Annotated in this window: 19 protein-coding genes; 9 read left to right on the forward strand and 10 right to left on the reverse strand. The window is 71.6% G+C overall.

Annotated elements, in window-relative coordinates; genetic code table 11:
* Positions 1–252: 252 nt before the first annotated feature.
* Complete coding sequence (locus ABZ818_RS33305) at positions 253–1,431, reverse strand: GDSL-type esterase/lipase family protein (RefSeq protein WP_361423002.1); 1,179 nt, start codon at positions 1,429–1,431, stop codon at positions 253–255.
* A 162-nt stretch (positions 1,432–1,593) separates the two neighbouring features.
* The gene (locus ABZ818_RS33310; RefSeq protein WP_361423005.1) at positions 1,594–2,442 is read right to left on the reverse strand and encodes a helix-turn-helix transcriptional regulator; all 849 of its coding nucleotides are present in this window, start codon (positions 2,440–2,442) and stop codon (positions 1,594–1,596) included.
* A 103-nt stretch (positions 2,443–2,545) separates the two neighbouring features.
* On the opposite strand from ABZ818_RS33310, the gene ABZ818_RS33315 reads away from it, so the two are divergent.
* Positions 2,546–3,259: an SDR family NAD(P)-dependent oxidoreductase gene (locus ABZ818_RS33315; RefSeq protein ID WP_361423008.1), complete on the forward strand. Its 714-nt coding sequence runs from the start codon at positions 2,546–2,548 to the stop codon at positions 3,257–3,259.
* Positions 3,260–3,418: 159 nt separating this feature from the next.
* On the opposite strand, the gene ABZ818_RS33320 is transcribed toward ABZ818_RS33315, so the two are convergent.
* Complete coding sequence (locus ABZ818_RS33320; RefSeq protein ID WP_361423011.1) at positions 3,419–4,135, reverse strand: GntR family transcriptional regulator; 717 nt, start codon at positions 4,133–4,135, stop codon at positions 3,419–3,421.
* Between the two features lie 208 nt (positions 4,136–4,343).
* Here ABZ818_RS33320 and ABZ818_RS33325 point away from each other — a divergent pair, with 208 nt between their 5' ends.
* Genes ABZ818_RS33325 through ABZ818_RS33335 form a run of 3 tightly spaced genes read left to right on the forward strand, consistent with a single transcriptional unit; the run spans position 4,344 to position 7,916 of the window.
* Positions 4,344–5,711, forward strand: coding sequence for an MFS transporter (locus tag ABZ818_RS33325; protein WP_361423014.1), 1,368 nt, complete (start codon positions 4,344–4,346; stop codon positions 5,709–5,711).
* Positions 5,708–6,937: a GAF domain-containing protein gene (locus ABZ818_RS33330; RefSeq protein WP_361423017.1), complete on the forward strand. Its 1,230-nt coding sequence runs from the start codon at positions 5,708–5,710 to the stop codon at positions 6,935–6,937. The genes ABZ818_RS33325 and ABZ818_RS33330 overlap by 4 nt, the downstream gene beginning before the upstream one ends.
* 28 nt (positions 6,938–6,965) lie before the next feature.
* The gene (locus tag ABZ818_RS33335; RefSeq protein ID WP_361423020.1) at positions 6,966–7,916 is read left to right on the forward strand and encodes a polysaccharide deacetylase; all 951 of its coding nucleotides are present in this window, start codon (positions 6,966–6,968) and stop codon (positions 7,914–7,916) included.
* Between the two features lie 109 nt (positions 7,917–8,025).
* Here ABZ818_RS33335 and ABZ818_RS33340 read toward each other — a convergent pair whose 3' ends face one another.
* Positions 8,026–8,958, reverse strand: coding sequence for a LysR family transcriptional regulator (locus ABZ818_RS33340; RefSeq protein ID WP_361423023.1), 933 nt, complete (start codon positions 8,956–8,958; stop codon positions 8,026–8,028).
* A gap of 182 nt (positions 8,959–9,140) precedes the next feature.
* Here ABZ818_RS33340 and ABZ818_RS33345 point away from each other — a divergent pair, with 182 nt between their 5' ends.
* Together ABZ818_RS33345 and ABZ818_RS33350 are read left to right on the forward strand one after the other, a co-directional pair.
* A complete protein-coding gene (locus tag ABZ818_RS33345) occupies positions 9,141–10,064 on the forward strand; it encodes an SDR family NAD(P)-dependent oxidoreductase (RefSeq protein WP_361423026.1) in 924 nt (307 codons plus the stop codon).
* 102 nt (positions 10,065–10,166) lie between these two features.
* Complete coding sequence (locus ABZ818_RS33350; protein WP_361423029.1) at positions 10,167–10,655, forward strand: L,D-transpeptidase; 489 nt, start codon at positions 10,167–10,169, stop codon at positions 10,653–10,655.
* A 46-nt stretch (positions 10,656–10,701) separates the two neighbouring features.
* Here the strand turns inward: ABZ818_RS33350 and ABZ818_RS33355 are convergent, their stop codons facing one another.
* The 4 genes from ABZ818_RS33355 to hutU all read right to left on the reverse strand — a co-directional run bounded on the left by ABZ818_RS33355 (position 10,702) and on the right by hutU (position 16,478).
* On the reverse strand, positions 10,702–11,244 hold the full coding sequence (locus tag ABZ818_RS33355) for an MOSC domain-containing protein (protein WP_361423032.1): 543 nt from the start codon (positions 11,242–11,244) through the stop codon (positions 10,702–10,704).
* Positions 11,245–11,329: 85 nt separating this feature from the next.
* Positions 11,330–13,678, reverse strand: a complete 2,349-nt coding sequence (locus ABZ818_RS33360; RefSeq protein WP_361423035.1) for a hypothetical protein — start codon at positions 13,676–13,678, stop codon at positions 11,330–11,332.
* 122 nt (positions 13,679–13,800) lie between these two features.
* On the reverse strand, positions 13,801–14,805 hold the full coding sequence (gene hutG, locus ABZ818_RS33365; protein WP_361423038.1) for a formimidoylglutamase: 1,005 nt from the start codon (positions 14,803–14,805) through the stop codon (positions 13,801–13,803).
* Complete coding sequence (gene hutU / locus ABZ818_RS33370; protein ID WP_361423041.1) at positions 14,802–16,478, reverse strand: urocanate hydratase; 1,677 nt, start codon at positions 16,476–16,478, stop codon at positions 14,802–14,804. The genes hutG and hutU overlap by 4 nt, the downstream gene beginning before the upstream one ends.
* Before the next feature lie 247 nt (positions 16,479–16,725).
* On the opposite strand from hutU, the gene hutC reads away from it, so the two are divergent.
* Positions 16,726–17,493 carry a histidine utilization repressor gene (gene hutC / locus ABZ818_RS33375; protein ID WP_361423089.1) on the forward strand — a complete coding sequence of 256 codons (768 nt, stop codon included), beginning with the start codon at positions 16,726–16,728 and terminating at the stop codon, positions 17,491–17,493.
* Positions 17,494–17,519: 26 nt separating this feature from the next.
* Here the strand turns inward: hutC and ABZ818_RS33380 are convergent, their stop codons facing one another.
* Positions 17,520–18,392, reverse strand: coding sequence for an IclR family transcriptional regulator (locus ABZ818_RS33380; RefSeq protein ID WP_361423044.1), 873 nt, complete (start codon positions 18,390–18,392; stop codon positions 17,520–17,522).
* A 142-nt stretch (positions 18,393–18,534) separates the two neighbouring features.
* Between ABZ818_RS33380 and ABZ818_RS33385 the strand changes: the two genes are divergently transcribed.
* Both ABZ818_RS33385 and hutH read left to right on the forward strand, forming a co-directional pair.
* On the forward strand, positions 18,535–19,962 hold the full coding sequence (locus tag ABZ818_RS33385; RefSeq protein ID WP_361423047.1) for an amino acid permease: 1,428 nt from the start codon (positions 18,535–18,537) through the stop codon (positions 19,960–19,962).
* A 149-nt stretch (positions 19,963–20,111) separates the two neighbouring features.
* Positions 20,112–21,665, forward strand: coding sequence for a histidine ammonia-lyase (gene hutH, locus ABZ818_RS33390; protein ID WP_361423050.1), 1,554 nt, complete (start codon positions 20,112–20,114; stop codon positions 21,663–21,665).
* A 180-nt stretch (positions 21,666–21,845) separates the two neighbouring features.
* On the opposite strand, the gene ABZ818_RS33395 is transcribed toward hutH, so the two are convergent.
* Positions 21,846–22,646: an IclR family transcriptional regulator gene (locus tag ABZ818_RS33395; RefSeq protein ID WP_361423053.1), complete on the reverse strand. Its 801-nt coding sequence runs from the start codon at positions 22,644–22,646 to the stop codon at positions 21,846–21,848.
* Positions 22,647–22,887: the final 241 nt, after the last annotated feature.

Consider the following 22,887-nt stretch of genomic DNA (forward strand, 5'->3'; position numbering starts at 1 on the left):
AGGTAGCAGTCACCCTTCGCCCGCTGATCCTTGCGTGGCACCGATGCGAAGACATCCGCTACGAATAACGCCAACTTCGCCCGAGCACGGTTCACTTCATGTAAGTCCACAACGTCCAACATGCCCCAAACAGGGCCGAGAAGACCTAACGGAGCCCTACTAGTCTCCCGGGCCCCCGCGGACACGGGCCATCGGGTACGTCCACGCCCGCTCGACGCCGCCCTCGACGACGGAGAGTCGACCGCGATGTGGTCAGCCGTTCGTCTCGGGATCGAAGGGGCCGCCGGCGCCGAACGCGAGCCGTGCGAAGTTCTCGGCGATGCGGCGGTGACCCGCGGGGTCGGGGTGGACCTCGTCGGGCAGCGGGAGTTCGGCGTAGTCCGTCTCGCCGTACAGTTCACGGCCGTCGAGGTGGTGCAGGTTCGGGTCGTCGGCCGCCCGCTGCCTGACGATCCGGTCGAGTTCGCGGCGGATGACGTTGAGCGTCAGCCGCCCGGCGGCGCGTTCGGCTGGATCGCCCGTGGCCTTGAACCGCAGGGTCCCGCCCTGGAAGTCGGGCGCGAGGGGGCCGGGGGTGTCCTCCTGGACCGGGCAGAGGATGGAGGACACGACCAGCAGCGGCGTCGTCGGATGCCCCTCGCGGATGGTGTCGAGGAAGCCGTGGACGGCGGGGGCGAAGGCGCGCAGGCGCATCGCGTCGGTGTTGACGACATTGATGCCGATCTTGACACTGATCAGGTCCGCGGGAGTGTCCCGCATCGCGCGGGCCGTGAACGGGTCGAGCAGCGCGCTGCCGCCGAACCCCAGGTTGACCAGGTCCACTCCGCCCCGGGCCGCGGCCAGGGCCGGCCAGATGGCGGTCGGGTGGGCGGCGTTCGAGCCGTGGCTGATGGAACTGCCGTGGTGCAGCCACACTCGGCGGCCGCTGTCCGGCGCCGGCTCGACCGGGGCGTCGGTGCGCAGGGCGATCAGCTCGGTGATCTCCGCGTGAGGCAGCCAGATCTCGACGTCCTTGTCCCGTGCGGGCAGATCGGTGAACCGGGCGGTGCCGGGAGGCCCTTCGAGCAGTTCGGCGGACTGAGTGGCCATGTCGATGGTGCGGACGTTGCCGCCGGTCACCGTGTCCTGGCCCACGAGGCGGCCGTCGACCAGCAGGTCGTACACGCCGTCCGCCGGGGCCGGGAGGCCGCGGTAGGCCCTCTTGGTGGGCAGGGTCACCAGTTCGATGGTGGTCGCCCGGGTGCGGAGGGCCAGCCGTACGCCGGACGGCTGGGCCTCGGCCATGGCCAGTTGCTCGTCGGGGATCTGCCGACGCGCCCCAGCGGGCAGCCGGTGCGGCAGCAGTCCGTGCGCCGTGCGCTCCACGTCGAGGGCGCCGCGCAGGAGGTCCGCGGTGACGGGTGTGGTGATCCAGTCGTGCTCGGTGTTCATCGTCTCAGCCTGTTGATCAAGAGTTACGGGTTGTTCGCAGGAGCCGGTAGTGCGGAGTGGCCTACCGAGGGCACCCACGATCCGACGACCATTATGCATTTACCTAACATCTATAGGCAAAATCGAGATCGAGACAGGCCAAGGCCGTATCCGGCGGGATGCTCAGGGGGTGGGGCTCACGAGGTCCTGGGTGCCGAGGACGGTGAGGAGGGCGAGGCGTTCGGCGTCCTCGGTGCCGGGTTCGGCCGTGTAGACCATGATCCGCAGGTCGCTGCCTGCCACGGTGAGGACGTCGCAGTCCAGCGTGACGGGCCCCACCCGCGGGTGGTCGATCGTCTTGCGCGAGGCCTCGTGGCGGCCGACGGCGCCCGCGTCCCACAGCTCGCCGAACCGCTCGCTGCCGCCGCGCAGTTCGGCGATCAACCGGTGCAGCCGCCGGTCGGCCGGGTAGCGTTCGGCGGCCGCGCGCAGGTCGGCGACGAGCGCGGCCTCGTGATCGCGCTGCGCCTGTGGTGGGCGCCGGGCCCCGGATCCCGGGCCGAGGAAGTGGCGCCACACGCCGTTGCGCTCGTTGCCGCGCCGGCCGGACGGGTCGCCCATCAGGGCCGCGTACGGCGCGTTGGCCATGAGCAGGGTCCAGGACGCGTCGAAGACCGCCACGGGCGTCCCGGTCAGCCGGTCCAGCAGCCGCTGGACGCTCGCGGTGATGTATGCCGGTACGGTCTCGGGGCCCGGCGGCGCGAGCCCGGCCAGCCGGAACAGGTGCGCGCGCTCCTCCTCCGACAGCCGAAGCGCCCGGGCCAGGGCCTCGACGACCTGGGACGAGGGGTTGGTGGCACGGCCCTGTTCGAGCCGGGTGACGTAGTCGACGGAGATCCCGGCAAGCATCGCCAGCTCCTCGCGGCGCAGCCCCGCCGCGCGCCGCTGCCCGCCGGTCGGCAGCCCCGCCGCCTCGGGCGGGACCCGGTCGCGCCAGCGGCGCACCGCTTTACCGAACTCCGCCGTCGCCATGCGACCAAGTGTGACCCCGCCGGCCGCGGGTCTGCCTGGTACCGCTGGTCCCAGGAAGACGGGGCGCCTGGCTGCGCGGGCGGGCGGGGCGGATCGTGGAGGCATGACGACAACACTGATCACAGGAGCGAACAAGGGCCTCGGCTACGAGACCGCCCGTCGCCTGATCGCCGCGGGCCACACCGTCTACGTCGGCAGCAGGGACGCGGCCCGGGGCCGTCGCGCCGCCGAGCAGCTGGGCGACAGGGCCCGGGCCGTACAGCTCGACATCACCGACGACGCCTCCGTCGCCGCCGCGGTGAAGACGATCGAGGCCGACGGAGGCCTCGACGTGCTGGTCAACAACGCAGGCGTCGAGGCGCGCGGCGCGGACAACGGGGTGGTGGGCGCGGCGGACCTCACCGCCGACCTGATGCGGGAGGTCTTCGAGACCAACGTCTTCGGCACGGTACGCGTCACCCACGCGTTCCTGCCGCTGCTGCGGCGGTCCGCGTCGCCGGTCGTGGTCAACGTCAGCAGCGGCCTGGCCTCGTTCGCGCACGTGGCCGACCCTGCCCACCCCGCCGCTGCCTACCCGGGGGTGGCGTACCCGGCTTCGAAGGCCGTGGTCAACATGATCACCGTGCAGTACGCGAAGGCGTTCCCGGCCATGCGGATCAACGCGGTGGAGCCCGGCTTCACCAAGACCGACCTGAACGGGAACACCGGGACGCAGACGGTCGAGGAGGGCGCCGAAATCATCGTCCGCATGGCACAACTGGACCCGGACGGTCCCACCGGCGGCTACTTCGACGTGACGGGGCCGCTGCCCTGGTGACCGACGTCGCAGCACTTCAGTCGGGAAGCGGTTGACCGGGCGGCCCTGCGCCCCGCGGCGTGGAGCCGGGCGCCGGGCCGCCCGTGTGATCAGCTCGTCCCTGCGAGGCCAGTTCGAGGTCGCCGTGCCGAGTGGCCGTGTGCGCACAGGCTCGGCTGTTCACGGCCGGGAGGGCGGCTCCTCGAACAGCACTCTCAGCGCGACCTTTCGGTAGTGCTGGATGTGCCGGAGCGAGAGGTCCGCGGCGCGTTCCGCGTCTCCGGCCGCGATCGCCTCGTACAGCCCTCGGTGGTCGTCCCACAGCGGGTGGGGATCGTCGATCTGCTGGAAGAGCCAGCGCAGTCGTCCTTCGAGCGAGCCGAGCGTGTTGCTGAGGAGGTCGTTGCCGGCGAGTTCCATGATCTGGTGATGGAAGGCGGAGTTGGCGCGCGAGATGCGCTCGGGCGTGCCGGACATGGTGGCCCGCCGTGCCGCCTGCAACATCTTGGCCAGGTGCTGGAGTTGGTCCGCGGTCGCGCGCTCGGTGGCGCGGCGCGCCGCGAGGACCTCCAGGGCCTCGCGCATGTCGAAGAGGTTCTCGACGTCCTCGCGGGTCATGCCGCGGACGACGATGCGGCGGGGCGAGAGCGCCTGGAGGAACCCCTCGGACAGCAGGATGCGGATCGCCTCGCGCACCGGCACGCGTGACACCCCGAACTCCTCGGCCACCTCGCGCTCCATGAGGCGGTCTCCCGGCCTCAGGCGGCCCGTGATGATGCGGTCCCGCAGGCCTTCGCAGACCTGGTCGCGCAACCACATCGGACCGGTGGCCGAGCTGGCGGCGGGCTGCTGCGCCGCCGGGGCGGCGCAGGCCGCCGCGGTCTTCTTCGCGTTCACAAGCCCTCCGGGCGTGTTGAGGAAATTAAGGTATACCAAAACCCTTGACGGGGAGTTCTCCGCACCACCATTTTAGGTATACCAAGCCGACGAACGGCCTGGCTGTGACGTTGCTGCAGCTGTCCTGGTCCCACCTGGACCCCGTCCTGTCCTGGTGCCGGACCGTGCCCTTTTCACCTCCTTTCCCCTGCTGAATCGAGGGTTCACCATGAGTGCCTCAGCAAGACAGCCCACCTCAGGGCCTGCCCCGGGGAGCACCCCGGAGACGGACGTCGAGACCGCACCCGGCTCCACCTCTCCCACGGGCGCGCGGCCCAGTCGGGTGCGCTGGACCATGTTCGTGCTGCTCCTCGGTGTCGTCGCGCTCAACTACATCGACCGCAGCTCCGTCTCGGTGGCCCTGCCACTGATCACGAAGGATCTCGGACTCTCCAAAGAGACCACCGGTTTCGTGCTGAGTGCGTTCTTCTGGACGTACGCGCTGATGCAACTGCCCAGCGGCTGGCTGATCGACCGGTTCGGCGCCCGGTTCATGGCATCCGGCGCCTGCGTCGGCTGGGGCGTCGTCCAAGCGCTCACCGCCGGCGCGACCAGCGCGGGGTCTCTGCTCGGGCTACGACTGGCACTCGGCGCCGTCGAAGCCCCCGTGATGCCGGCCGGCGGCAAGCTCAACGCCCAGTGGCTGCCCGCCCGGGAGCGGGGCAGGGGCGCGGTGCTGCTGGACGGCGGCGCCCCGCTCGGCGCCGCGCTCGGCGGCGTCATCATCTCCGGCCTGATCACCTGGACCGGCAGCTGGCGTGTCAGCTTCGTCGTCGCCGGTGTGCTGACCTCGCTCGTCGGGCTCTACGCGGCCTGGTACATCCGCAACACCCCGCGCGAGCATCCCCGGGTCAACGAAGCCGAGGCCACGTACATCGAACAGGCCCACGCAGAGGAGGACGCGCAAGGGGAGAAGGGCGGCCGCGCCGGGCTGCTGCCCTACCTCAAGCACCGCTCCTTCTGGGCGATGTGCCTGGGCTGGATGGGCTTCAACGGCGTCTTCTACGGGCTGCTCACCTGGGGCCCCCTCTATCTCTCCGAGGCCAAGGGCTTCGACATCAAGTCGATCGGCTGGTCCACCCTGGCCATCTTCGGCGCCGGCTTCGTCGGGGAACTCGTCGGCGGATGGCTGTCCGACCGGTGGCAGGCCAGGGGCGCCTCGATCAACACGGTCATGCGCACCCTGCTGGGTGCTGCCGGTGGCGTCGTCGTCGCCGGACTGCTCGGCGTGGTGCTGGTGCCGGACGCCATGACGGCCGTCGCCCTGCTCTCCACCGTGCTGTTCTTCCTGCGCTGGGCGGGCCTGTACTGGTCGCTGCCGTCCATCCTCGCGGGCCGTGCCAACGCCGGGATCGTCGGCGGCGCCATGAACCTCTCCGGGAACATCGCCGGCATCGTCACACCGATCGTCGTGGGCTTCATCGTCGGCGGCACGGGCTCCTACACCTGGGCCCTTCTGTACTTCGTCGGCGCGGGTGTGCTCTTCACCGCGTCGTCCCTCGCCCTCGACTGCAGCAGGAGGCTCACGACCCGATGACGACGTCCCCAACGACCTCGACCATGACGACGCCGCTGACGCGCGCGAAGCCCGACGGGCAGCCCCATCGGCTGGGCATGCTCACCCCGTCCTCCAACACCTGCCTGGAACCGGTGACATACCGGCTGCTGGGAACCACCGGCGCCGACGCCGGTGTGACGGCGCACTTCGCCCGCGTACCCGTCACCCGTATCGCGCTGGACGGCGGCTGCGACGCCCAGTTCGACACCGCGCCGATGCTCGCCGCCGCCCGGCAACTCGCCGACGCCAAGGTCGATGTGATCGCCTGGAACGGCACCTCCGGCTCCTGGCTCGGGGTCGACCGCGACCGCGCACTGTGCGCCGCGATCACCGAGGCCACCGGCGTGCCCGCCACCACCTCCACCCTCGCGCTGCTCGACGCCTGCGCCGCGTACGGCGTGACCCGCCTGGGGCTCGCCCTGCCCTACACCCGCGACGTGGCCGAGCGGATCGCGGCGACGTACGCCAAGGAGGGCGTCGTCTGCACCCTGGCGGCCGAGCCGTTCGGGATCAGCGACAACGAGGCCTTCGCCCGCATCCCGCAAGGCGAGGTCGCCCGCCAGATCCGCGACGCCGCGCGCGGGGACGCGCACGCGGTCGCCGTCGTCTGCACCAACGTGCACGGCGCCGGGGTCGCCGAGCAACTCGAACAGGAGCTGAAAGTCCCGGTGTTCGACAGCGTCACCGCGACCCTGTGGAAGTCGCTGGACCTGGCCGGCGCCGCCCCCGCGCTCCCCGGCCACGGCGACCTGCTGCGCACCGGCAGCCTGCGCGCCCGCTTCCAGGAGGTGCTGACGGACCTGCTCGCCGCGACCGGCGCCGACCGCACCACCTTCCGCGTCGACCTCCCCGAGCACGGTCTGCACGTGGACCTCACGGCGGGCGAGGCGTACCGCGAGGGTGTGCGGCCCATCCGCCGTGACGCCTCCCTCGACCAGCGGCGACTCAACACCGTCGAGTGGCTGGAACGCCACCGGATCCCCCTCGTCCAGCCCCACTTCGAGGCTGACCCGCATCCGCCGCAGGCGCTGATCGACGTCTACGGAGTGCACGCCCAGATGCTCGGCCCCGTTGAACGCGACGGTGCCCTCGCGGGCTGGCTCTCCGTGCACAGCATGGAGGAGCGCGACTGGTCCGACGCCGACACCGCCGCGCTGTCCGCCGCCACGGCCCGTATCCACAGCGCCCTCGACCACCGACTCTGACCTCTTCGCACGAAAGGCAATGCGTACTGTGACGCAGGAAAGCACCGCCCGGGCCACGACGACCGGTCCCACGGCCACCAAGGACATCAAGATCGCCCTCGGTGTCGATGTGGACGCCGTCGCCGGCTGGCTCGGCTCCTACGGCGGCGAGGACTCCCCGAACGACATCCAGCGCGGCGTCTTCGCGGGCGAGGTCGGAACCCCGCGCCTGCTCAAGCTGTTCGAGCGGTACGGCATACGCACCAGCTGGTTCATCCCGGGCCACTCCATCGAGACCTTCCCCGAGCAGACCCGGATGGTCGTGGAGGCGGGCCATGAGATCGGCGCCCACGGCTACTCGCACGAGAACCCGATCGCGATGACCCCGCAGCAGGAGGAGGACGTCCTCGCCAAGTGCGTCGAGCTCATCGAGCAGTACACCGGACGCAAGCCGCGCGGCTATGTCGCACCCTGGTGGGAGATGTCGCCGTACACCGCGGAGCTCCTGCACAAGTACGGCTTCTCCTACGACCACTCGCAGAACTACCGCGACTTCACCCCCTTCTACGCCCGCGTGGGCGACCAGTGGACCAAGATCGACTACACCGCGGAGGCCAAGGACTGGATGAAGCCCCTGATCCACGGCCACGAGGTCGACCTCGTCGAGTTCTGCGGCAACTGGTACGTGGACGACCTGCCGCCGATGATGTTCAACAAGCACGCCCACAACAGCCACGGCTACGTCAGCCCGCGCGTCCTGGAACAGGACTGGAAGGACCAGTTCGACTGGGTTCACCGCGAGTTGGACTACGCGGTCCTACCGATCACGCTGCACCCCGACGTGAGCGGCCGCCCCCAGGTGCTGCTCATGCTGGAACGCTTCATCGACTACGTCTCCGGGCACGACGGGGTCAGCTTCTGCACCCTGGAGGACGCGGCGGACGACTTCCGCCGCCGCTTCCCCTTCGACGGGTCCGACCGGCCGGCCGACATGCGCTGAGCCCGCCCGCGGCGGACGGCGTCGGGGATCGCCCGGAAACCCATCGCGTACAGGTCGCCGACCTGTACGCGATGGCCCTGGGCGGTGGGGGTGGCCACCGCGGCGCCGCTCACGAGGGAGACGGATCCGGGGTGGTGCCGAGGGCCGCGGCCCGCAGGGCGGCCGCAAGGCGCACCACGGGCTCGGCCGGCGGCCGGGGGAGCCGGGCCAGGAGCAGGCGCCGCTGCTCCTGCGGCCCGCCGCGCACCGGCAGGATGCGCACGCCGGGCGGCGCCGCCGGCCCCAGTGACGAGGGCACGGTGGTCAGTCCGCAGCCCGCGGCCACCAGATGCAGTCTCGCCAGCCAGTCCCGGGCCGTGTGCACGATCTCGGGGCGGTCGTCCAGGCCCGGCCACACTCCCATCAGCCCGTCCGCGCCGGACGACGAACCGGCGATCCACCGCTGTCCGCGCAGGTCCGCCACATCGACGAAATCCCCGCGGGCCAGCGGGTGCGCCGCCGGCACGGCCAGACACAGTGCGCGCTCCGTGAGCGTCTCCAGCGCCAGTGGGGGCGATTCGCCGTCCGGCGCGCGAAACGGCGGCGCCGACGACAGCAGGGCGAGATCGATGCTGCCCGCCCGCAGGGCCCGCGCCAGCGCCGGAGTGCCGCCTTCGCGGCTGATGACGTGCACGTTCGGATCGCTGTGCCGCAGCGCGGCGAGGGCGTACGGCACCACGGTCGTACCGGCGCTGGGCACCCAGCCGAGGCGGACGGTGCCGCCCGGTTCGGGCAGTCCGGACAGCTCACGGGCGGTCGCGTCGATCTCGTCGAGCACGACCGTCGCACGGCGCATGACGACCCGGCCGGCCGCGGTCAGCCGCACGCCGTCACGCCGCCGTTCCAGCAACTCCGCGCCCGCGGTCCGCTCGATCGAGGCGATCTGCCGGGACACCGCAGACTGCGTGTACCCCAGTGCCGCCGCGGCCGCGGTGAAGGTCCCCTGCTCCACCACCGCGCGGAACACCCGCAGCGCGGTCAGCGACACATCCGTGAAGTCCATGATGTATACGCATACCATCCGTGCGCAACTTTCGTTGGACTCATGCATGAGGCCTTCCTACCGTTGCGGTCATGACCCCACCCCGCCATCGCCTGGTACGGCGGCACCCCCAGGTGGAACAGGGCCGCATGCTCAAGCCCTGAACCGAACCCAACTCGCCCTACTCCAAAAGGAGTTCACCCATGACTGCCATCACCACGCCCTACGGCTTCTCCAGCACGGCCGCCGACGTCGCGCAGGGCATCGACCTCACCGGCCGCCGCGTCGTCGTCACCGGCGCCTCCTCCGGCCTCGGCGCGGAGACGGCCGGCGTTCTGGCCGGAACCGGAGCCGCCGTCACCCTGGCCGTCCGCGACGTGGCGGCGGGAGAGCGCGTCGCCAAGGACATCGCCGATACGACCGGGAACCAGGACCTGCACGTCGCCCGCCTCGACCTCGCCGATCCGGCGTCCATCGCCGCCTTCACCACGGCCTGGCAGGGCCCGCTGCACATCCTGGTCAACAACGCGGGCGTCATGGCCTGCCCCGAGCGGTACACCGAACAGGGCTGGGAGTGGCAGTTCGCCACCAACCACCTCGGCCACTTCGCGCTCGCCACCGGCCTGCACGACGCGCTCGCCGCGGACGGCGCCGCCCGCATCGTCTCCGTCAGCTCCAGCGGCCACCAACTCTCCCCGATCGTGTGGGACGACGTCCACTTCGCCTTCCGCCGCTACGACGCCTGGCTCGCCTACGGCCAGTCCAAGACCGCCAACGTCCTGTTCGCGGTGGAGGCCACCCGCCGCTGGGCCGACGACAACATCACCGCCAACGCCGTGATGCCAGGCGCCATCCACACCAACCTCCAACGCCACACCGAGGGCGGCCGCGGCAGCGGCGGTGTTCCGGCGGAGCTCATCAAGACAGTCGGGCAGGGCGCCGCCACATCCGTCCTCGTAGCCACCTCGCCCCCGCTGGAGGGCATCGGCGGGCGTTACTTCGCGGACTGCGCCGAGGCGGAGGTCCTCGACCGCCGCGGCGCCCCCGTGGCCCGCTACGCCGTCGACCCGGCGGGCGCCCGGCGCCTGTGGACGCTCTCGGAGGCGATGCTCGCGGACGCCGACTGAGAGAGGGCGGAATATCCTGGTTCGTGCAGAGAGCGGCGGTGATCAGAAATGCCCCACCAACGCCGGGTTCCACGCCCACGCCTCCGTGATGCCACCCGGCTCGTGCTGGTCGGCGTCCTCGCGTCGGTCCTGACGCTGGGCGCCGGGCCCGCCCGGGCGGCCTCCGGGGGCCACGTTTCGACGATCGACGCGGCGACCCACCGGATGACCGTCACGGATCACGGCCGGACAGTGATGACCTTCAGCGTCGGCTTCGGAAAGTCCGGCTTCCGGACGCCGTCCGGAACGTTCCACGTGCTGGGCAAGGACGCCGTCGTCAAGATGACCTCGTGCAGCGCGCACGTCACCTGCGATCCAGGCAGCCCCGACTACTACGTCCTCACGGTCCACTGGGCCGTGCGCCTGACCAGCGCCGGAGTGTTCGTGCACGCGGCACCCTGGGACCACGCCGTCGGCCGGGCCGACACCTCCCACGGCTGCATCCACCTGAGCACGGCGGACGCCCGCCGCTTCTACGATTTCAGCCGGACCGGCGACACCGTGATCGTCGAGAACACCGGCAGCCACGCCGTCCACCAGAGCGGCCCGTAACCCCGGTGCCTCGACTGCTCATGTCACGGCCTGCGCGGGAGTCGCGTCAGACCCGGTCCAGGGGGCGGTGCGGACCGCTGGGCAGTTCCGCTTCGATCGTGTCGCCGGGACGCGCCACGCCGCCTTCCCGCACGATGGTCATGATTCCGGCTCTGCGCACGATGTTCCCCGCCTCGTCGCGGCCGACGACCTGCTTCAGCAACCCGACCTGGAAGTTGTCGATCTGCAGACAGGGGTTGCGCAGACCGGTGACCTCCAGGACCGCGGAGTCGCCGACGCGCAGCAGTGTGCCGACCGGCAGACCGAGCAGATCGATGCCGCGCGTGGTGATGTTCTCGCCGAGTTCGCCGGGCGCCACCGTGAACCCTTCCTCGCCGACCTCGTCGAAGAGCTCTTCATGGATGAGGTGGACCTGGCGAAGATTCGGCTGGGTGGGATCCTGCGCGACGCGCGACCGGTGCTTGACCGTCACACCGGCGTGCACGTCCCCCTCCACACCGAGCCCGGCGAGCAGTGTGATGCTGTCCCGGTTCGGCTTGGTGAACGAGTACTCCCCGTTGCTGCTGACCGCCGTCACTCTCCCGCTCATGTTCTGAACCCCTCTTCGGCAACCAAGGTCAGCCACGAGCCTAGAGGTCGCTCACCGCTCGCCGTCCGGATGCCGTAGCCGTTCCTCAGCGCATCCGCCCCAATACCTCACGCACCCGCCGGGCGTCCCGGAGCCGCTGCTCGTACGTCGCGCCCAGCACGAGCAGCAGCAGGCCGGCGAACGCGGGAGGCAGCCAGCGGGGGAGTACGCCCGCCAACTGCACCAGGTAGGGGGCGAGTTCGTGCAGCGCGTCCAGTACGAGCACGCTCCCGCCGAGGACGAGCGGTGCCTGGAGACGGTGGCGGGCACCCAGCAGGGTGAGGACGAGGGCCGCCGTGCCGAGCAGCAGGGGGCGCGGCCAGTCCGCGTCGGCCCACGCCGCGAGCAGGCTCGGCACGAGCGTCGCCGACAGCCCGGGTCCGTACGCCGTCCACGACGAGGCCCCGGGGTCCCGACGGCGCCGGACGAAGCCCACGACCAGCGCCGGGACGGTCACCGGCAGGGCGTACGCCTCCGGGGCGCCCACGGCCCACGACCCGAGCCGCACCCAGGTGGCCAGCACGAACAGCGCGGCGGCAACGTACCCCGCCTGACGGCGGTCGGCGCGCACGGCGGTGCCCGCGGCGATCACCCCGGACAGGGCCAGCACGAGGGCCAGCACGGGCGCGTCGGTGACGGCCAGCCCGACGGCCAGGAGCCCCGCGACGGCGCCCGTGGCCTCGACCGCCACCCCGGTCCGCGGGACCCGCGCCGCGAGCAGGGCCGCTGCGGCCGGGACGACCAGGACCAGCAGTGCCGTGTGAGCGGCAGGCCAGCCCGCGGCGGCACCCACCGCACAGGCGAGACCCGCCGCACCGGCCAGGGACGCGCTCGCGCAGACGGCGGTCAGACGCGGGTGTACGGCGGCCACCGCGAAGATCCCCGTCAGCGCGGCGAGCACGGCCAGGGTGGCGCCCTGGGCGGCGAGCGAGAGCAGCGCGAGGCCGGCCGCGGTGAGCAGGGAAAGGAGGAGGGCGCTGAGGGACGCCGGTGTCTGCCGCGCGAACGCCGCCACGGCCAGCGCCGCCACGATCGTCAGCCCCTGCGTGAACAGGCCGACCGCATACGGGAGTTGCAGTGCGGTCGGGAGGACGAGCGCGGTCGCCCAGACCAGGACCACGGCACCGGCCGCGGCCGGGTCGCGCCGGGTCGCGGTGGCGCGGGCCGCCCCGGCCAGAACCGCCGCGACGACCGCGAACACCAGCGGCGCTGCCGCCGCGTGCGCCGGCCAGGGCGCCCAGACCGTCACCGCGGCGCGCAGATCCGACGGCGCCCCCGACCAGACTCGTCCCGTCCATCCGACCGGACCCCACAGCGCCACGACGACCAGGGGCAGCGCCCACAGGACCGCCAGGGTCTGGACGGCGGCCGACGCCCAGGCGGCACCGCGCCGCACGGCTTCCGGGAGCGGACCGCGGACGGCCGACAGCAGCCCGACCCCGCAGGCCAGATAGCCGGGCACCGTCCACACTCCGGGCAGCGACGCGCGCGGGATGCCGCCGAGCGCCGCGACCAGGAGCAGCCCGCCGGTCACTGCGGCGCCGGTGGCAAGGCCCCGCTGCGGAGCACGCCATGCGGCGTACAGCGCGATCGCCGCCGCGAGGGCGAGGAGCGTCGCCGCACGGGCGGCGGCGCTCGGTCCGGAGGCATCCCAGGAGAGCACGCCGGCCGCCGCCACGGCCCAACCGCCCATCCCGTACGAGGCGATGGCGGCGGAGACGCGCAGGGACCTCGTGGACGTCCGGAGCGCGACGACCGTGTCGAACGCGGCCGCCGGCAACAGCGCGGCCGTGAGCGCGTACGGGCCCGCGCCGGCCGCCACCGCCCACAGCAGCAAGGGGAACTGGGCGGCGGCCAGTGCCGCGGGGAAGGGGACGCGCAGGGAACCGAGTCCCTTGCCGTACCCCCACCACGCCCCGGCCAGGAACGCCGCCGCGACGGCCGCGTACCCCGTGCCGTCGGTGGCCGTCAGCGCGACCTCGTGCAGCGCGTACGCGTCGAGCACCGTCAGCGCCAGACCGAGGCCCGCCAGCGCCTCCGCCGTCGAGCGCAGCCCGCGCTTCAGCAGGAGCACGGGAGCGCCGAGCGCCGCCACGGTCACCGTGGCGAGCACCACAGACCGCCCGGCGATCCCGAGGTGTCCCCAGCTGACCAGGGTGAACGCGATCGCGGCGACGGTCAGCAGGACGCCGCCGAGGACGAGGAGCACGTTCTGCACCTGGGGCGCGGTGGTCTCGGGCCGCCGCGCCCCGGGGGAAGCGGGCGGGAAGGCCGGCTGGAGGAGACCGATCAGGTGGGCACGGCGGGCCAGCAACTGGGCGCGGCGGGCGTCGAGTTGCCACAACTCCGCGTCGAGGATCCGCAACTCCTCGGCCGGTGGCGGTAGGTGGGTCATGCCGTGGAGTGTGGCGCGCGCCATGTCGCGGAGCATGAGCGCGCGTACTCAGGTCCGTACTCAGACGGAGGTCGCCAGGCTGCGGCCTGTTCGCTCGCACAGCCTGGCGACCGGCTCGAAGGTCACGCCCGGCGGGCCGTCGCGCTCCTGGTGGTCAGGATGCGGTGGACCAGTCGGGCGCCGGCCCGCGCCGTGCGGTTGTCGGCGTCGAGGTCCGGATTCAGCTCGGCGACGTCGCAGACGGCCAGCTTCCCGCTCGCCGCCACCGCGGCGCAGACGTGCTCGACGACCTCCATCCGCACCCCGTACGCGGCGGGGGCACTCACACCCGGAGCCGCACTGGCGGGGAGCACGTCGAGGTCGATGCTGAGGTGCACGACGTCGCAGCTCGCGAGGAACTCCTCGATGAACGCGTCGACGCGCTGCAGGTCGGGCAGGCCGCACTCGGTGTCGAGCAGGTACCGCACCCCGAGCCTGTCCGCGGTCTGGAAGAGACGGGTCGTGTTGCTCGGCTGGCTCACGCCGAGCACCCAGTAGTTCAGCCGCTGTCCGCGCTGCTCCTCGCCGTGTGCCATCTGGAGGAACGGTGTGCCGGAGCTGGGCCGGACGTCGTCGCGCAGATCGAAGTGCGCGTCGAGGTTCAGCACCCCGAGACGAGCGCCCTCGTGCAGGGCGCGGGTCCCGGCCAGTCCCAGGTAGCTGCCGTAGGCGACCTCGTGGCCGCCGCCGAGCACCACCACGGGGTGGCCGCGGTCGACGAGCGAGGTGAGTACCCGGCCCAGGCGGTGCTGCCCGTTCTCCAGGTCCCCGTCGGCCACCTCGATGTCGCCGGCGTCCAGCGCCCGCACGGGCGTCGGCAGCGCCATGGACGCGAGGGCGCCGCGCAGCGCGCACGGGCCGTCCGCCGCACCCTGACGGCCCTTGTTCCGCCGGACTCCCTCGTCGCTGCGGAAGCCGACGAACGCGACGTCCCCCGGTTCGGTGTCCTGGGGTTCGAGGCCGACCACGTGGTGCCAGCGCAGGTTGTCGGCGCCCGGCCCGTCGTCCCGGCCCGTCCAGGGCTCTGGCGCCACATCTGCCGTCACCGTCCCGGTGCCGGCAGGCAGCACAGTGTTGTCCGTGCTCATTCCGTGTCGCCCTCGGCCATCGGGACGCGCACTCCGCGCTGCTGAGCCACCGAGGTGGCGTACTCGTAGCCCGCGTCCACGTGGCGGATGACGCCCATGCCGGGGTCGTTGGTCAGCACGCGGGAGAGCTTCTCGGCGGCGAGTTCGGTGCCGTCGGCGATGCAGACCTGTCCGGCGTGGATGGAGCGGCCCATGCCGACGCCTCCGCCGTGGTGGATGGAGACCCAGGACGCGCCGGAGGAGGTGTTCACCAGGGCGTTGAGCAGCGGCCAGTCGGCGATGGCGTCCGAACCGTCGATCATCGACTCGGTCTCGCGGTACGGCGAGGCGACGGAGCCGGAGTCCAGGTGGTCACGGCCGATGGCGATCGGGGCGGACAGCTCGCCGGAGGCGACCATCTCGTTGAACTTCAGGCCGGCGCGGTGGCGCTCGCCGTAGCCGAGCCAGCAGATGCGGGCGGGCAGGCCCTCGAAGGCCACGCGCTCGCCGGCCATCTTGATCCAGCGGTGCAGGTGCTCGTTCTCCGGGAACAGCTCCATGATGGCCTTGTCCGTGGCCTCGATGTCCTTGGGGTCGCCGGACAGGGCGGCCCAGCGGAACGGGCCGAGGCCCTCCTCGAACAGCGGGCGGATGTGCGCCGGGACGAAGCCGGGGAAGTCGAACGCGCGCTGGTAGCCGGCCTTGCGGGCCTCGTCGCGGATGGAGTTGCCGTAGTCGAAGACCTCGGCGCCCTTGTCGAGGAAGCCGACCATCGCCTCGACGTGCTGGGCCATGGACTTGCGGGAGCGCTCGGTGAAGTCGGCCGGGTCCTTGCGGGCCTGCTCGTGCCACTCCTCGACGCTCACGCCGACGGGGAGGTAGGACAGCGGGTCGTGCGCCGAGGTCTGGTCGGTCACGATGTCGATGGGCGCGTCCATCTCCAGCAGCTTCGGGAAGATCTCCGCGGCGTTGCCGGTGAGGCCGATGGACAGCGGCTTGCGGGCGTCCCGGGCCTCGATGGCGAGCTGGAGCGCGTGGTCCAGGTTGTCCGCGGCCACGTCGAGGTAGCGGTGCGCGATGCGACGCTCGATGCGGGTCGGGTCGACGTCGACACAGATGGCGACACCGTCGTTCATCGTCACGGCGAGCGGCTGGGCGCCACCCATGCCGCCGACGCCGGCGGTGAGCGTGATGGTGCCGGCGAGCGTGCCGTTGAACTTCTTGCGGGCGACGGCGCCGAAGGTCTCGTAGGTGCCCTGGAGGATGCCCTGGCTGCCGATGTAGATCCAGGAACCGGCGGTCATCTGGCCGTACATGGTCAGGCCCTGCGCCTCCAGGGACCGGAACTCCTCCCAGTTCGCCCAGTCGCCGACCAGGTTGGAGTTGGCGAGGAGCACACGCGGCGCCCACTCGTGGGTGCGCATGACACCGACCGGCTTGCCGGACTGGACGAGGAGCGTCTCGTCGTTCTTGAGCGTCTTGAGGGTGCGCACGATGGCGTCGTAGGAGGCCCAGTTACGGGCGGCCTTGCCGGTGCCGCCGTAGACGACCAGCTCCTCCGGGTGCTCGGCAACCTCGGCGTCGAGGTTGTTCATGAGCATCCGCAGGGCGCCTTCCTGCTGCCAGCCGAGGCAGTTCAGTTCGGTGCCGCGGGGGGCGCGGATGCTACGGGCCTCTGGGGAAACGCCGGCCATGCTGATGCCTCCTGAATGGGGATGTCGAACCTTGTTCCGTGCACCCATGACACGTGACGGGCGCAACGGTGGCGAGCGGCGTCGACCGGATTTCTCGGATCCGAGAAACCGGATGCGCGAAACCGGATGCGCGGACCGCGGGACATCGGTCCGGAACCGGCCGGGCAGACCCCGGGGAAGGCGTCTCCCCTAGAATTTTTCGACGAGAGCCCGCCCGACGGGCATGGGGGGAGCGAGGGTGACGAGGATGGTGAACGGCGTGGTCGTGAGCGGTGCGGACCTCGCCCGTCTGTACGAGGAGCGGACCGCGACGTCGGCTCCCGCATACCAGCGGGTGAAGGACCTCGTGACCGAGCAGATCACCAGCGGTCGCTGGCGCCAGGGCGACGCCCTGCCGTCGGAGAACCAGTTTGTCGAGTCGCTCGGCCTGTCCCGCATGACCATCAACCGCGCGCTGCGCGAGCTGACCGCGCGGGGCCTGCTGCGGCGCGTCATGGGTGTGGGTACGTTCGTGGCCCTGAACAAGGGCAGTTCCGGCCTGGTCGAGGTGCACAACATCGCCGACGAGGTCCGCCGGCGCGGGCACCGCTATCACGCACGGGTGCTGGCGCTGTGCGAGGAGGAGGCGGGGCCGAAGGTGCGCGGCCGGCTCGGCCTCGGCGAGCGGCAGGCCGTCTTCCGGTCGCGGGTGGTGCACTTCGAGGACGACGTGGCGATCCAGCTGGAGGACCGGTACGTCAACCCGGACTTCGCCCCCGGCTACCTGGAGCAGGACTTCACCCTGCGCACGCCGTTCACGTTCCTCTCCGAGGTCGCGCCGCTCGGTAAGGGGGAGCACATCGTGGAGGCGGTGCTCCCGTCAGTGGAGGAGTGCGCGATCCTCGGCATCGAGGCGTCGGAGCCGTGCCTGCTCATCCAGCGCCGCACCTGGTCGCAGGACGCAATCGTGAGCATCGCGCGGCTGCTGCACCCCGGTTCCCGCTACCGCCTCGAGGGCACGTTCGACACGCACTGACCGCGAGCCGCACGGCTCACGTATGGTCAGGCCGCGTGCGTGGAGGATCCGTCCCCGAGGACCGGGCCCTGCGCCCCTCGGCCGCCCGCCGGACCCGAGGGGGCGCGGCCGGAGACCGCGGCCGTCAGGCGTGCCGCCTCCTGCTGCAGGACCTCTCGCACATGGTCCGCGTCGTGCCGGCTGTAGTGCCGGCTCCACGTGCTGCTGAACGCCGCCACGGGGCGCTCGTTGTGGTCGAACGCCGCCACGCCGATCGAGCGCAGCCCCTCGGAGACCAGCTCGATCTCCTCCGACCAGCCGCGCTCCCGGTCCCGCTCCAGCAGGGTGCGCAGCTCGGACAGTGAGCGCGGCCCCTTGCCGGTGCGCGTGACAAGGGAGCCCGGCCGCGGGAAGAGGGCCCGCAGCTGCGCCTCGCCGGCATGGGCGAGGATCGAACGGCCGCTGGCCGTCAGGTGCGCCGGCAGCCGGACGCCGATGTCGGTGACGAGGGCCACGTCGACGTCGGATCCCTGACCGGTGGGCGGACGCTCCTTGAGCAGGTAGACCGTCTCCGCGCCGTACAGGATGCCCAGGTGGACCGTCTGGCCGAGCCGATGGGCCACGCTGCGCAGGATCGGGCGTGCCAGCCGCTCCAGCGGTTCGTGCCGCAAGTAGGCCGAGCCGATCTCGAAGGACGAGACCCCGAGTCCGTACGCCTGCTCCTTCGGGACGTAACTGACAAATCCCCGGTCGACCAGCACCGAGAGGATGTGGTATGCGGACGATCGCGGGATGCAGAGATCCCGGGCCAGCGCGCCCGCCTGTACCGGGCCCGAACGGCTCGCGAGGTGCAGCAGGATGTCCAGCGCGCGCCCGACCGCTGGAGATGTGCTACTCGATGTCGTCTCGTGTTCGCTCATGGGTCCACCTATTGACGGGCTTGTATATACAGGAATATACAAGGCCTTCGTTCGTTCTGTGGGCGCGGCGGCCGTCGCCGCTGGCGGCACCCCAACCCACTTCTCACCCGTCCGGGACCTCCCGTCCCCAAGGAGCACTACGTTGACCAAGGACACGGCGTTGACCTTGACCAGGGGACTCAAGTCCCGGCACATCCGCTTCCTTGCGCTGGGCTCAGCGATCGGGACAGGGCTCTTCTATGGATCATCCGAATCCATCAAGGCTGCCGGTCCCGCGGTCCTCCTGGCCTATCTGATCGGCGGAGCGGCCGTCTTCCTGGTCCTGCGGTCCCTCGGCGAGATGGCCGTGAGCGACCCGTGCGCGGGATCGTTCGGTGAGTACGCCACCAAGTATCTCGGGCCGCTGGCCGGGTTCGCGACCGGATGGACCTACGCCTTCGAGCTGGTCATCGTCTGTCTGGCCGATGTCACCGCGTTCGGCGTGTACATGGGCTTCTGGTTCCCCGACGTACCGCGCTGGATCTGGGTGCTGGCGGTCGTGGGCGTCGTCGGCGTGATGAACCTGTTCAGCGTCAAGGTCTTCGGTGAGCTGGAGTTCTGGCTCTCCCTCGTGAAGATCGTTGCCATCATCGCGATGATCATCGCCGGTGTGGCGATCCTCGTCTTCGGCATCCACACCGGCAGCGCCCACGTCGGGGTGTCGAACCTCTGGAACAACGGCGGGTTCTTCCCGCACGGAGCCCACGGCATCATCATGTCCCTGGCCGTGGTGATGTTCGCCTTCGGCGGCACCGAGATCATCGGCGTCACCGCCGGAGAGGCCCAGGACCCGGAGAAGACGATCCCGAGCGCGGTCAACACGATCCCCCTGCGCATCGTGCTGTTCTACGTGCTGACCATCGCGGTGATCATGTCGCTCAACCCCTGGCAGAACGTCGACTCCGCGGGCAGCCCGTTCGTCCAGATCTTCGTCGGCCTCGGCATCAAGTCCGCGGCGACCGTGCTGAACCTGGTGGTCATCACCGCGGCCCTGTCCGCGATCAACAGCGACATCTTCGCCGCAGGGCGCATCATGTACGGCATGGCCGAGCGCGGCCAGGCTCCCGCGACCCTGCGCCGACTCTCCCGCAACGGTGCGCCGTGGATGACCGTGGTCATCATGATGGGCGCGCTGCTCCTCGGCGTCGTGCTGAACTACCTGATGCCGGAGAACGTCTTCGTCATCATCGCCTCGATCGCGACCTTCGCGACGGTCTGGGTCTGGATGATGATCCTGCTGGCGCAGGTCGCCGCCCGCCGCAAGATGTCTCCCGAGGAGCAGGCCGCCCTCAAGTACCCGGCTCCGTTCTGGCCCTACGGCCAGTTCATCGCGATCGCCTTCATGGTCGGCGTGCTCGGGCTCCTCGCCTTCTCGGACAGCACCCGTGTCGCGCTGATCGTCGGCGCCGTCTGGCTGGCACTCCTGTCGGGCGTGTACTTCCTGTGGGGCCGCCCGCGCGGTGGCCGTGCGGACCTCGCTGAGGCCTCCGAGCAGGCGGCGGAGGAACCTGTCCCGGCAGCTCAGGGATAGTTGCAGAGGGGTAACCGCACACCACTCTCGAACACCGATGGGGTCCGTCCGGCCGGGCGGACCCCATCGGTGTTTTCGTACCGCCCGGAGCACAATGTCTGGGATCCCGGACAGTGAGTGCCGTCAGCGCCTCGCGAAGCCGCTCTGACATGGGACTTCATAGATTTATGACTGTTGTTGTGAATGTCGGCCCTCTTTCCGCCGACGACGTTGTTCTCGTCGCCCGTCACGGCGCGCCCGTGGTCCTCGCGGAGGAGGCCCTCAAGGAGATCGCTCGCAGCCGCGAAGTGATCGAGGGTCTGGCCGACGACGTGGTGCCGCACTACGGTGTCTCCACCGGTTTCGGCGCCCTGGCCACGCGCCACATCCCCACCGAGCTGCGCACCCAGCTCCAGCGCAGCCTGGTGCGTTCGCACGCCGCCGGCTCCGGCCCCGAGGTCGAGCGCGAGGTCATCCGCGCGCTGATGCTGCTGCGCCTGTCCACCCTCGCCACCGGCCGCACCGGCGTCCGCGTCGAGACCGCCCAGGCCTACGCCGATCTCCTCAACGCCGGGATCACCCCCGTCGTGCACGAGTACGGCTCCCTCGGCTGCTCCGGCGACCTGGCCCCCCTCGCCCACTGCGCGCTCGCGATCATGGGCGAGGGCAAGGTCCGCGACGCCCAGGGCGAGCTCAAGCCGGCCGCCGAGGCGCTCGCCGCCGCCGGCATCACCCCGGTCGTCCTGCAGGAGAAGGAGGGCCTGGCCCTCATCAACGGCACCGACGGCATGCTCGGCATGCTCGTCCTGGCCTGCCACGACCTGCGGATGCTGCTGCGCACCGCCGACATCTCCGCGGCCATGAGCGTCGAGGGCCAGCTGGGCACCGACGCCGTCTTCGCCGCCGACCTCCAGGCGCTGCGCCCGCACCCGGGCCAGGCCAGCAGCGCCGCCAACCTGACCGCGCTGCTCGCCGGTTCGGGCATCGTCGCCAGCCACCGCGGCCCCGAGTGCACCCGTGTCCAGGACGCGTACTCGCTGCGCTGCTCCCCGCAGGTCCACGGCGCCGCCCGCGACACCCTCGCCCACGCCGAGCTGGTCGCCTCCCGCGAGCTGGCCAGCGCGGTGGACAACCCGGTCGTCACGCTCGACGGACGGGTGGAGTCCAACGGCAACTTCCACGGCGCGCCCGTGGCCTGCGTCCTGGACTTCCTGGCCATCTCGGTCGCCGACATCGCCTCCGTCGCCGAGCGGCGTACGGACCGCTTCCTGGACGTGGCCCGCAACCACGGCCTGAACGCGTTCCTCGCCGACGACCCGGGCGTCGACTCCGGCCACATGATCGCCCAGTACACCCAGGCCGCGATCGTCTCGGAGCTCAAGCGCCTGGCCGGCCCGGCCTCCGTCGACTCCATCCCCTCCAGCGCCATGCAGGAGGACCACGTCTCGATGGGCTGGTCCGCCGCCCGCAAGCTGCGCCGTGCCATCGACGGGCTCACCCGCGTCCTCGCCGTGGAGCTCTACACCGCCGCCCGTGCCCTGGACCTGCGCGCCCCGCTGACGCCGGCACCGGCCACCGCCGCGGTGCGTGACGGGCTGCGCGAGGTCGTCGAGGGCCCCGGCACGGACCGCTGGCTCGCCCCCGAGATCGAGGAGGCCGTGCAGTACGTGGCCTCCGGCCGTGCCCTGGCCGCCGCCGAGTCCCAGGCCGGCCGGCTGCAGTGAGGGCCGGCCTCTCGGAGGCCGCCTGAACGGGGAACCGGAAACGGCCCCGGCACACCGCTCGCGGTGCGCCGGGGCCGCGGCCGTTCTCCCACCGATGAGCCTCTGCGGCCCGACCGGAGTGGTTCCACCGCCCGACCCGCGAGGCTCCACGCCACCCTGCACGGCCCCGTGGGCCAGGCCTCACGACGACGGGGCCTGGTCCCCCGGGCGGCGCGGTGCGTCGGCAACTCCGCCGATACGGCGGCTCAGTTCCCGTGCGGTCCGGGCCACTTCCGCGGCGATCCGCTGCTGCTGCTCCGGATCCACCTCCTCGGCCGGGAAGGTGACCGCCACGCCCGCGATCGGGTGGGCGCTGTGATCGAGAACGGGGGCGGCGACGGACGAGAAGCCCGGCGTCACCTCTCCCTCCTCCGTCGCGTACCCACGCCGCCGTACCTCCACGAGGAGGTTGCGGAGCGCGGACAGCGAGGTGGGCCCGAGCCCGTGGCGCAGGACGAACGCCGAGGGGTCGGGGAACAGGGCGCGCACCTGCGCCTGCGCGAGGCGCGCCAGCACGGCCCGGCCGCTGGCGGTGAGGTGCGCGGGCAGCCGGACGCCGACCTCGGTGACCAGCGGTGCGCGTCCCGACGGCCGCTCCTCGATGACGTAGATCACCTCACGGCCGTGCAGCACGGCCAGGTGCGCGTTGTAGCCGGTGCGGTCCACGAGCTGCGCCAGCGGGACCCGCGCCAGGCGCTGGAACGGTGCCTGGCGGCTGTACCCGGAGCCGAGCTCGAAGGCGCTGACCCCCAGCCCGTAGCGCCGCTCCTCGGGCAGGTGCACGACGAAGCCGTCCCGGGCCAGGGTGTCGAGCAGGTGATAGGTCGTCGAGCGGGGCAGCCCCACGTCGCGGCTGATGGCCGCGGCCGGCACCGGACCGGCCTGGGCGGCGAGGTAGCGCAGGACGGCGAGCACTTGTGCGGCGGCGGGGACCGTGGACATATCGCGAGCGTACGTCCGCCCCGAAACCCTGATCCCGCCTCGCCGCAGGGCGTCTGGGATACGAGACGAATTGCGCGCCATGGGCGTAGCACCGGTGCCTTGACCTGGTGCTTTATGGAACCCATGGCAGAACTGCCGAACCGGTCCGCGATACCGGTCGACGCCCTGCGGCACCCGAAGGAAACGCGGCGCTCCGTCCGGCGCCCCCCACCATCCGTCCGAACCGTCCGCGCCAACCCCG

Source organism: Streptomyces sp. NPDC047453, from assembly GCF_040643155.1.
In the GTDB taxonomy this organism is placed as follows: domain Bacteria; phylum Actinomycetota; class Actinomycetes; order Streptomycetales; family Streptomycetaceae; genus Streptomyces.

Coding starts and splice junctions, on each gene's coding strand:
- ABZ818_RS33305 (WP_361423002.1), bottom strand. CDS start 1,431: ATGAACACCGAGCACGACTGGATCACCACACCCGTCACCGCGGACCTC.
- ABZ818_RS33310 (WP_361423005.1), bottom strand. CDS start 2,442: ATGGCGACGGCGGAGTTCGGTAAAGCGGTGCGCCGCTGGCGCGACCGG.
- ABZ818_RS33315 (WP_361423008.1), top strand. CDS start 2,546: ATGACGACAACACTGATCACAGGAGCGAACAAGGGCCTCGGCTACGAG.
- ABZ818_RS33325 (WP_361423014.1), top strand. CDS start 4,344: ATGAGTGCCTCAGCAAGACAGCCCACCTCAGGGCCTGCCCCGGGGAGC.
- ABZ818_RS33330 (WP_361423017.1), top strand. CDS start 5,708: ATGACGACGTCCCCAACGACCTCGACCATGACGACGCCGCTGACGCGC.
- ABZ818_RS33340 (WP_361423023.1), bottom strand. CDS start 8,958: ATGGACTTCACGGATGTGTCGCTGACCGCGCTGCGGGTGTTCCGCGCG.
- ABZ818_RS33345 (WP_361423026.1), top strand. CDS start 9,141: ATGACTGCCATCACCACGCCCTACGGCTTCTCCAGCACGGCCGCCGAC.
- ABZ818_RS33355 (WP_361423032.1), bottom strand. CDS start 11,244: ATGAGCGGGAGAGTGACGGCGGTCAGCAGCAACGGGGAGTACTCGTTC.
- ABZ818_RS33360 (WP_361423035.1), bottom strand. CDS start 13,678: ATGACCCACCTACCGCCACCGGCCGAGGAGTTGCGGATCCTCGACGCG.
- hutG (WP_361423038.1), bottom strand. CDS start 14,805: ATGAGCACGGACAACACTGTGCTGCCTGCCGGCACCGGGACGGTGACG.
- hutU (WP_361423041.1), bottom strand. CDS start 16,478: ATGGCCGGCGTTTCCCCAGAGGCCCGTAGCATCCGCGCCCCCCGCGGC.
- hutC (WP_361423089.1), top strand. CDS start 16,726: ATGGTGAACGGCGTGGTCGTGAGCGGTGCGGACCTCGCCCGTCTGTAC.
- ABZ818_RS33380 (WP_361423044.1), bottom strand. CDS start 18,392: ATGAGCGAACACGAGACGACATCGAGTAGCACATCTCCAGCGGTCGGG.
- hutH (WP_361423050.1), top strand. CDS start 20,112: ATGGGACTTCATAGATTTATGACTGTTGTTGTGAATGTCGGCCCTCTT.
- ABZ818_RS33395 (WP_361423053.1), bottom strand. CDS start 22,646: ATGTCCACGGTCCCCGCCGCCGCACAAGTGCTCGCCGTCCTGCGCTAC.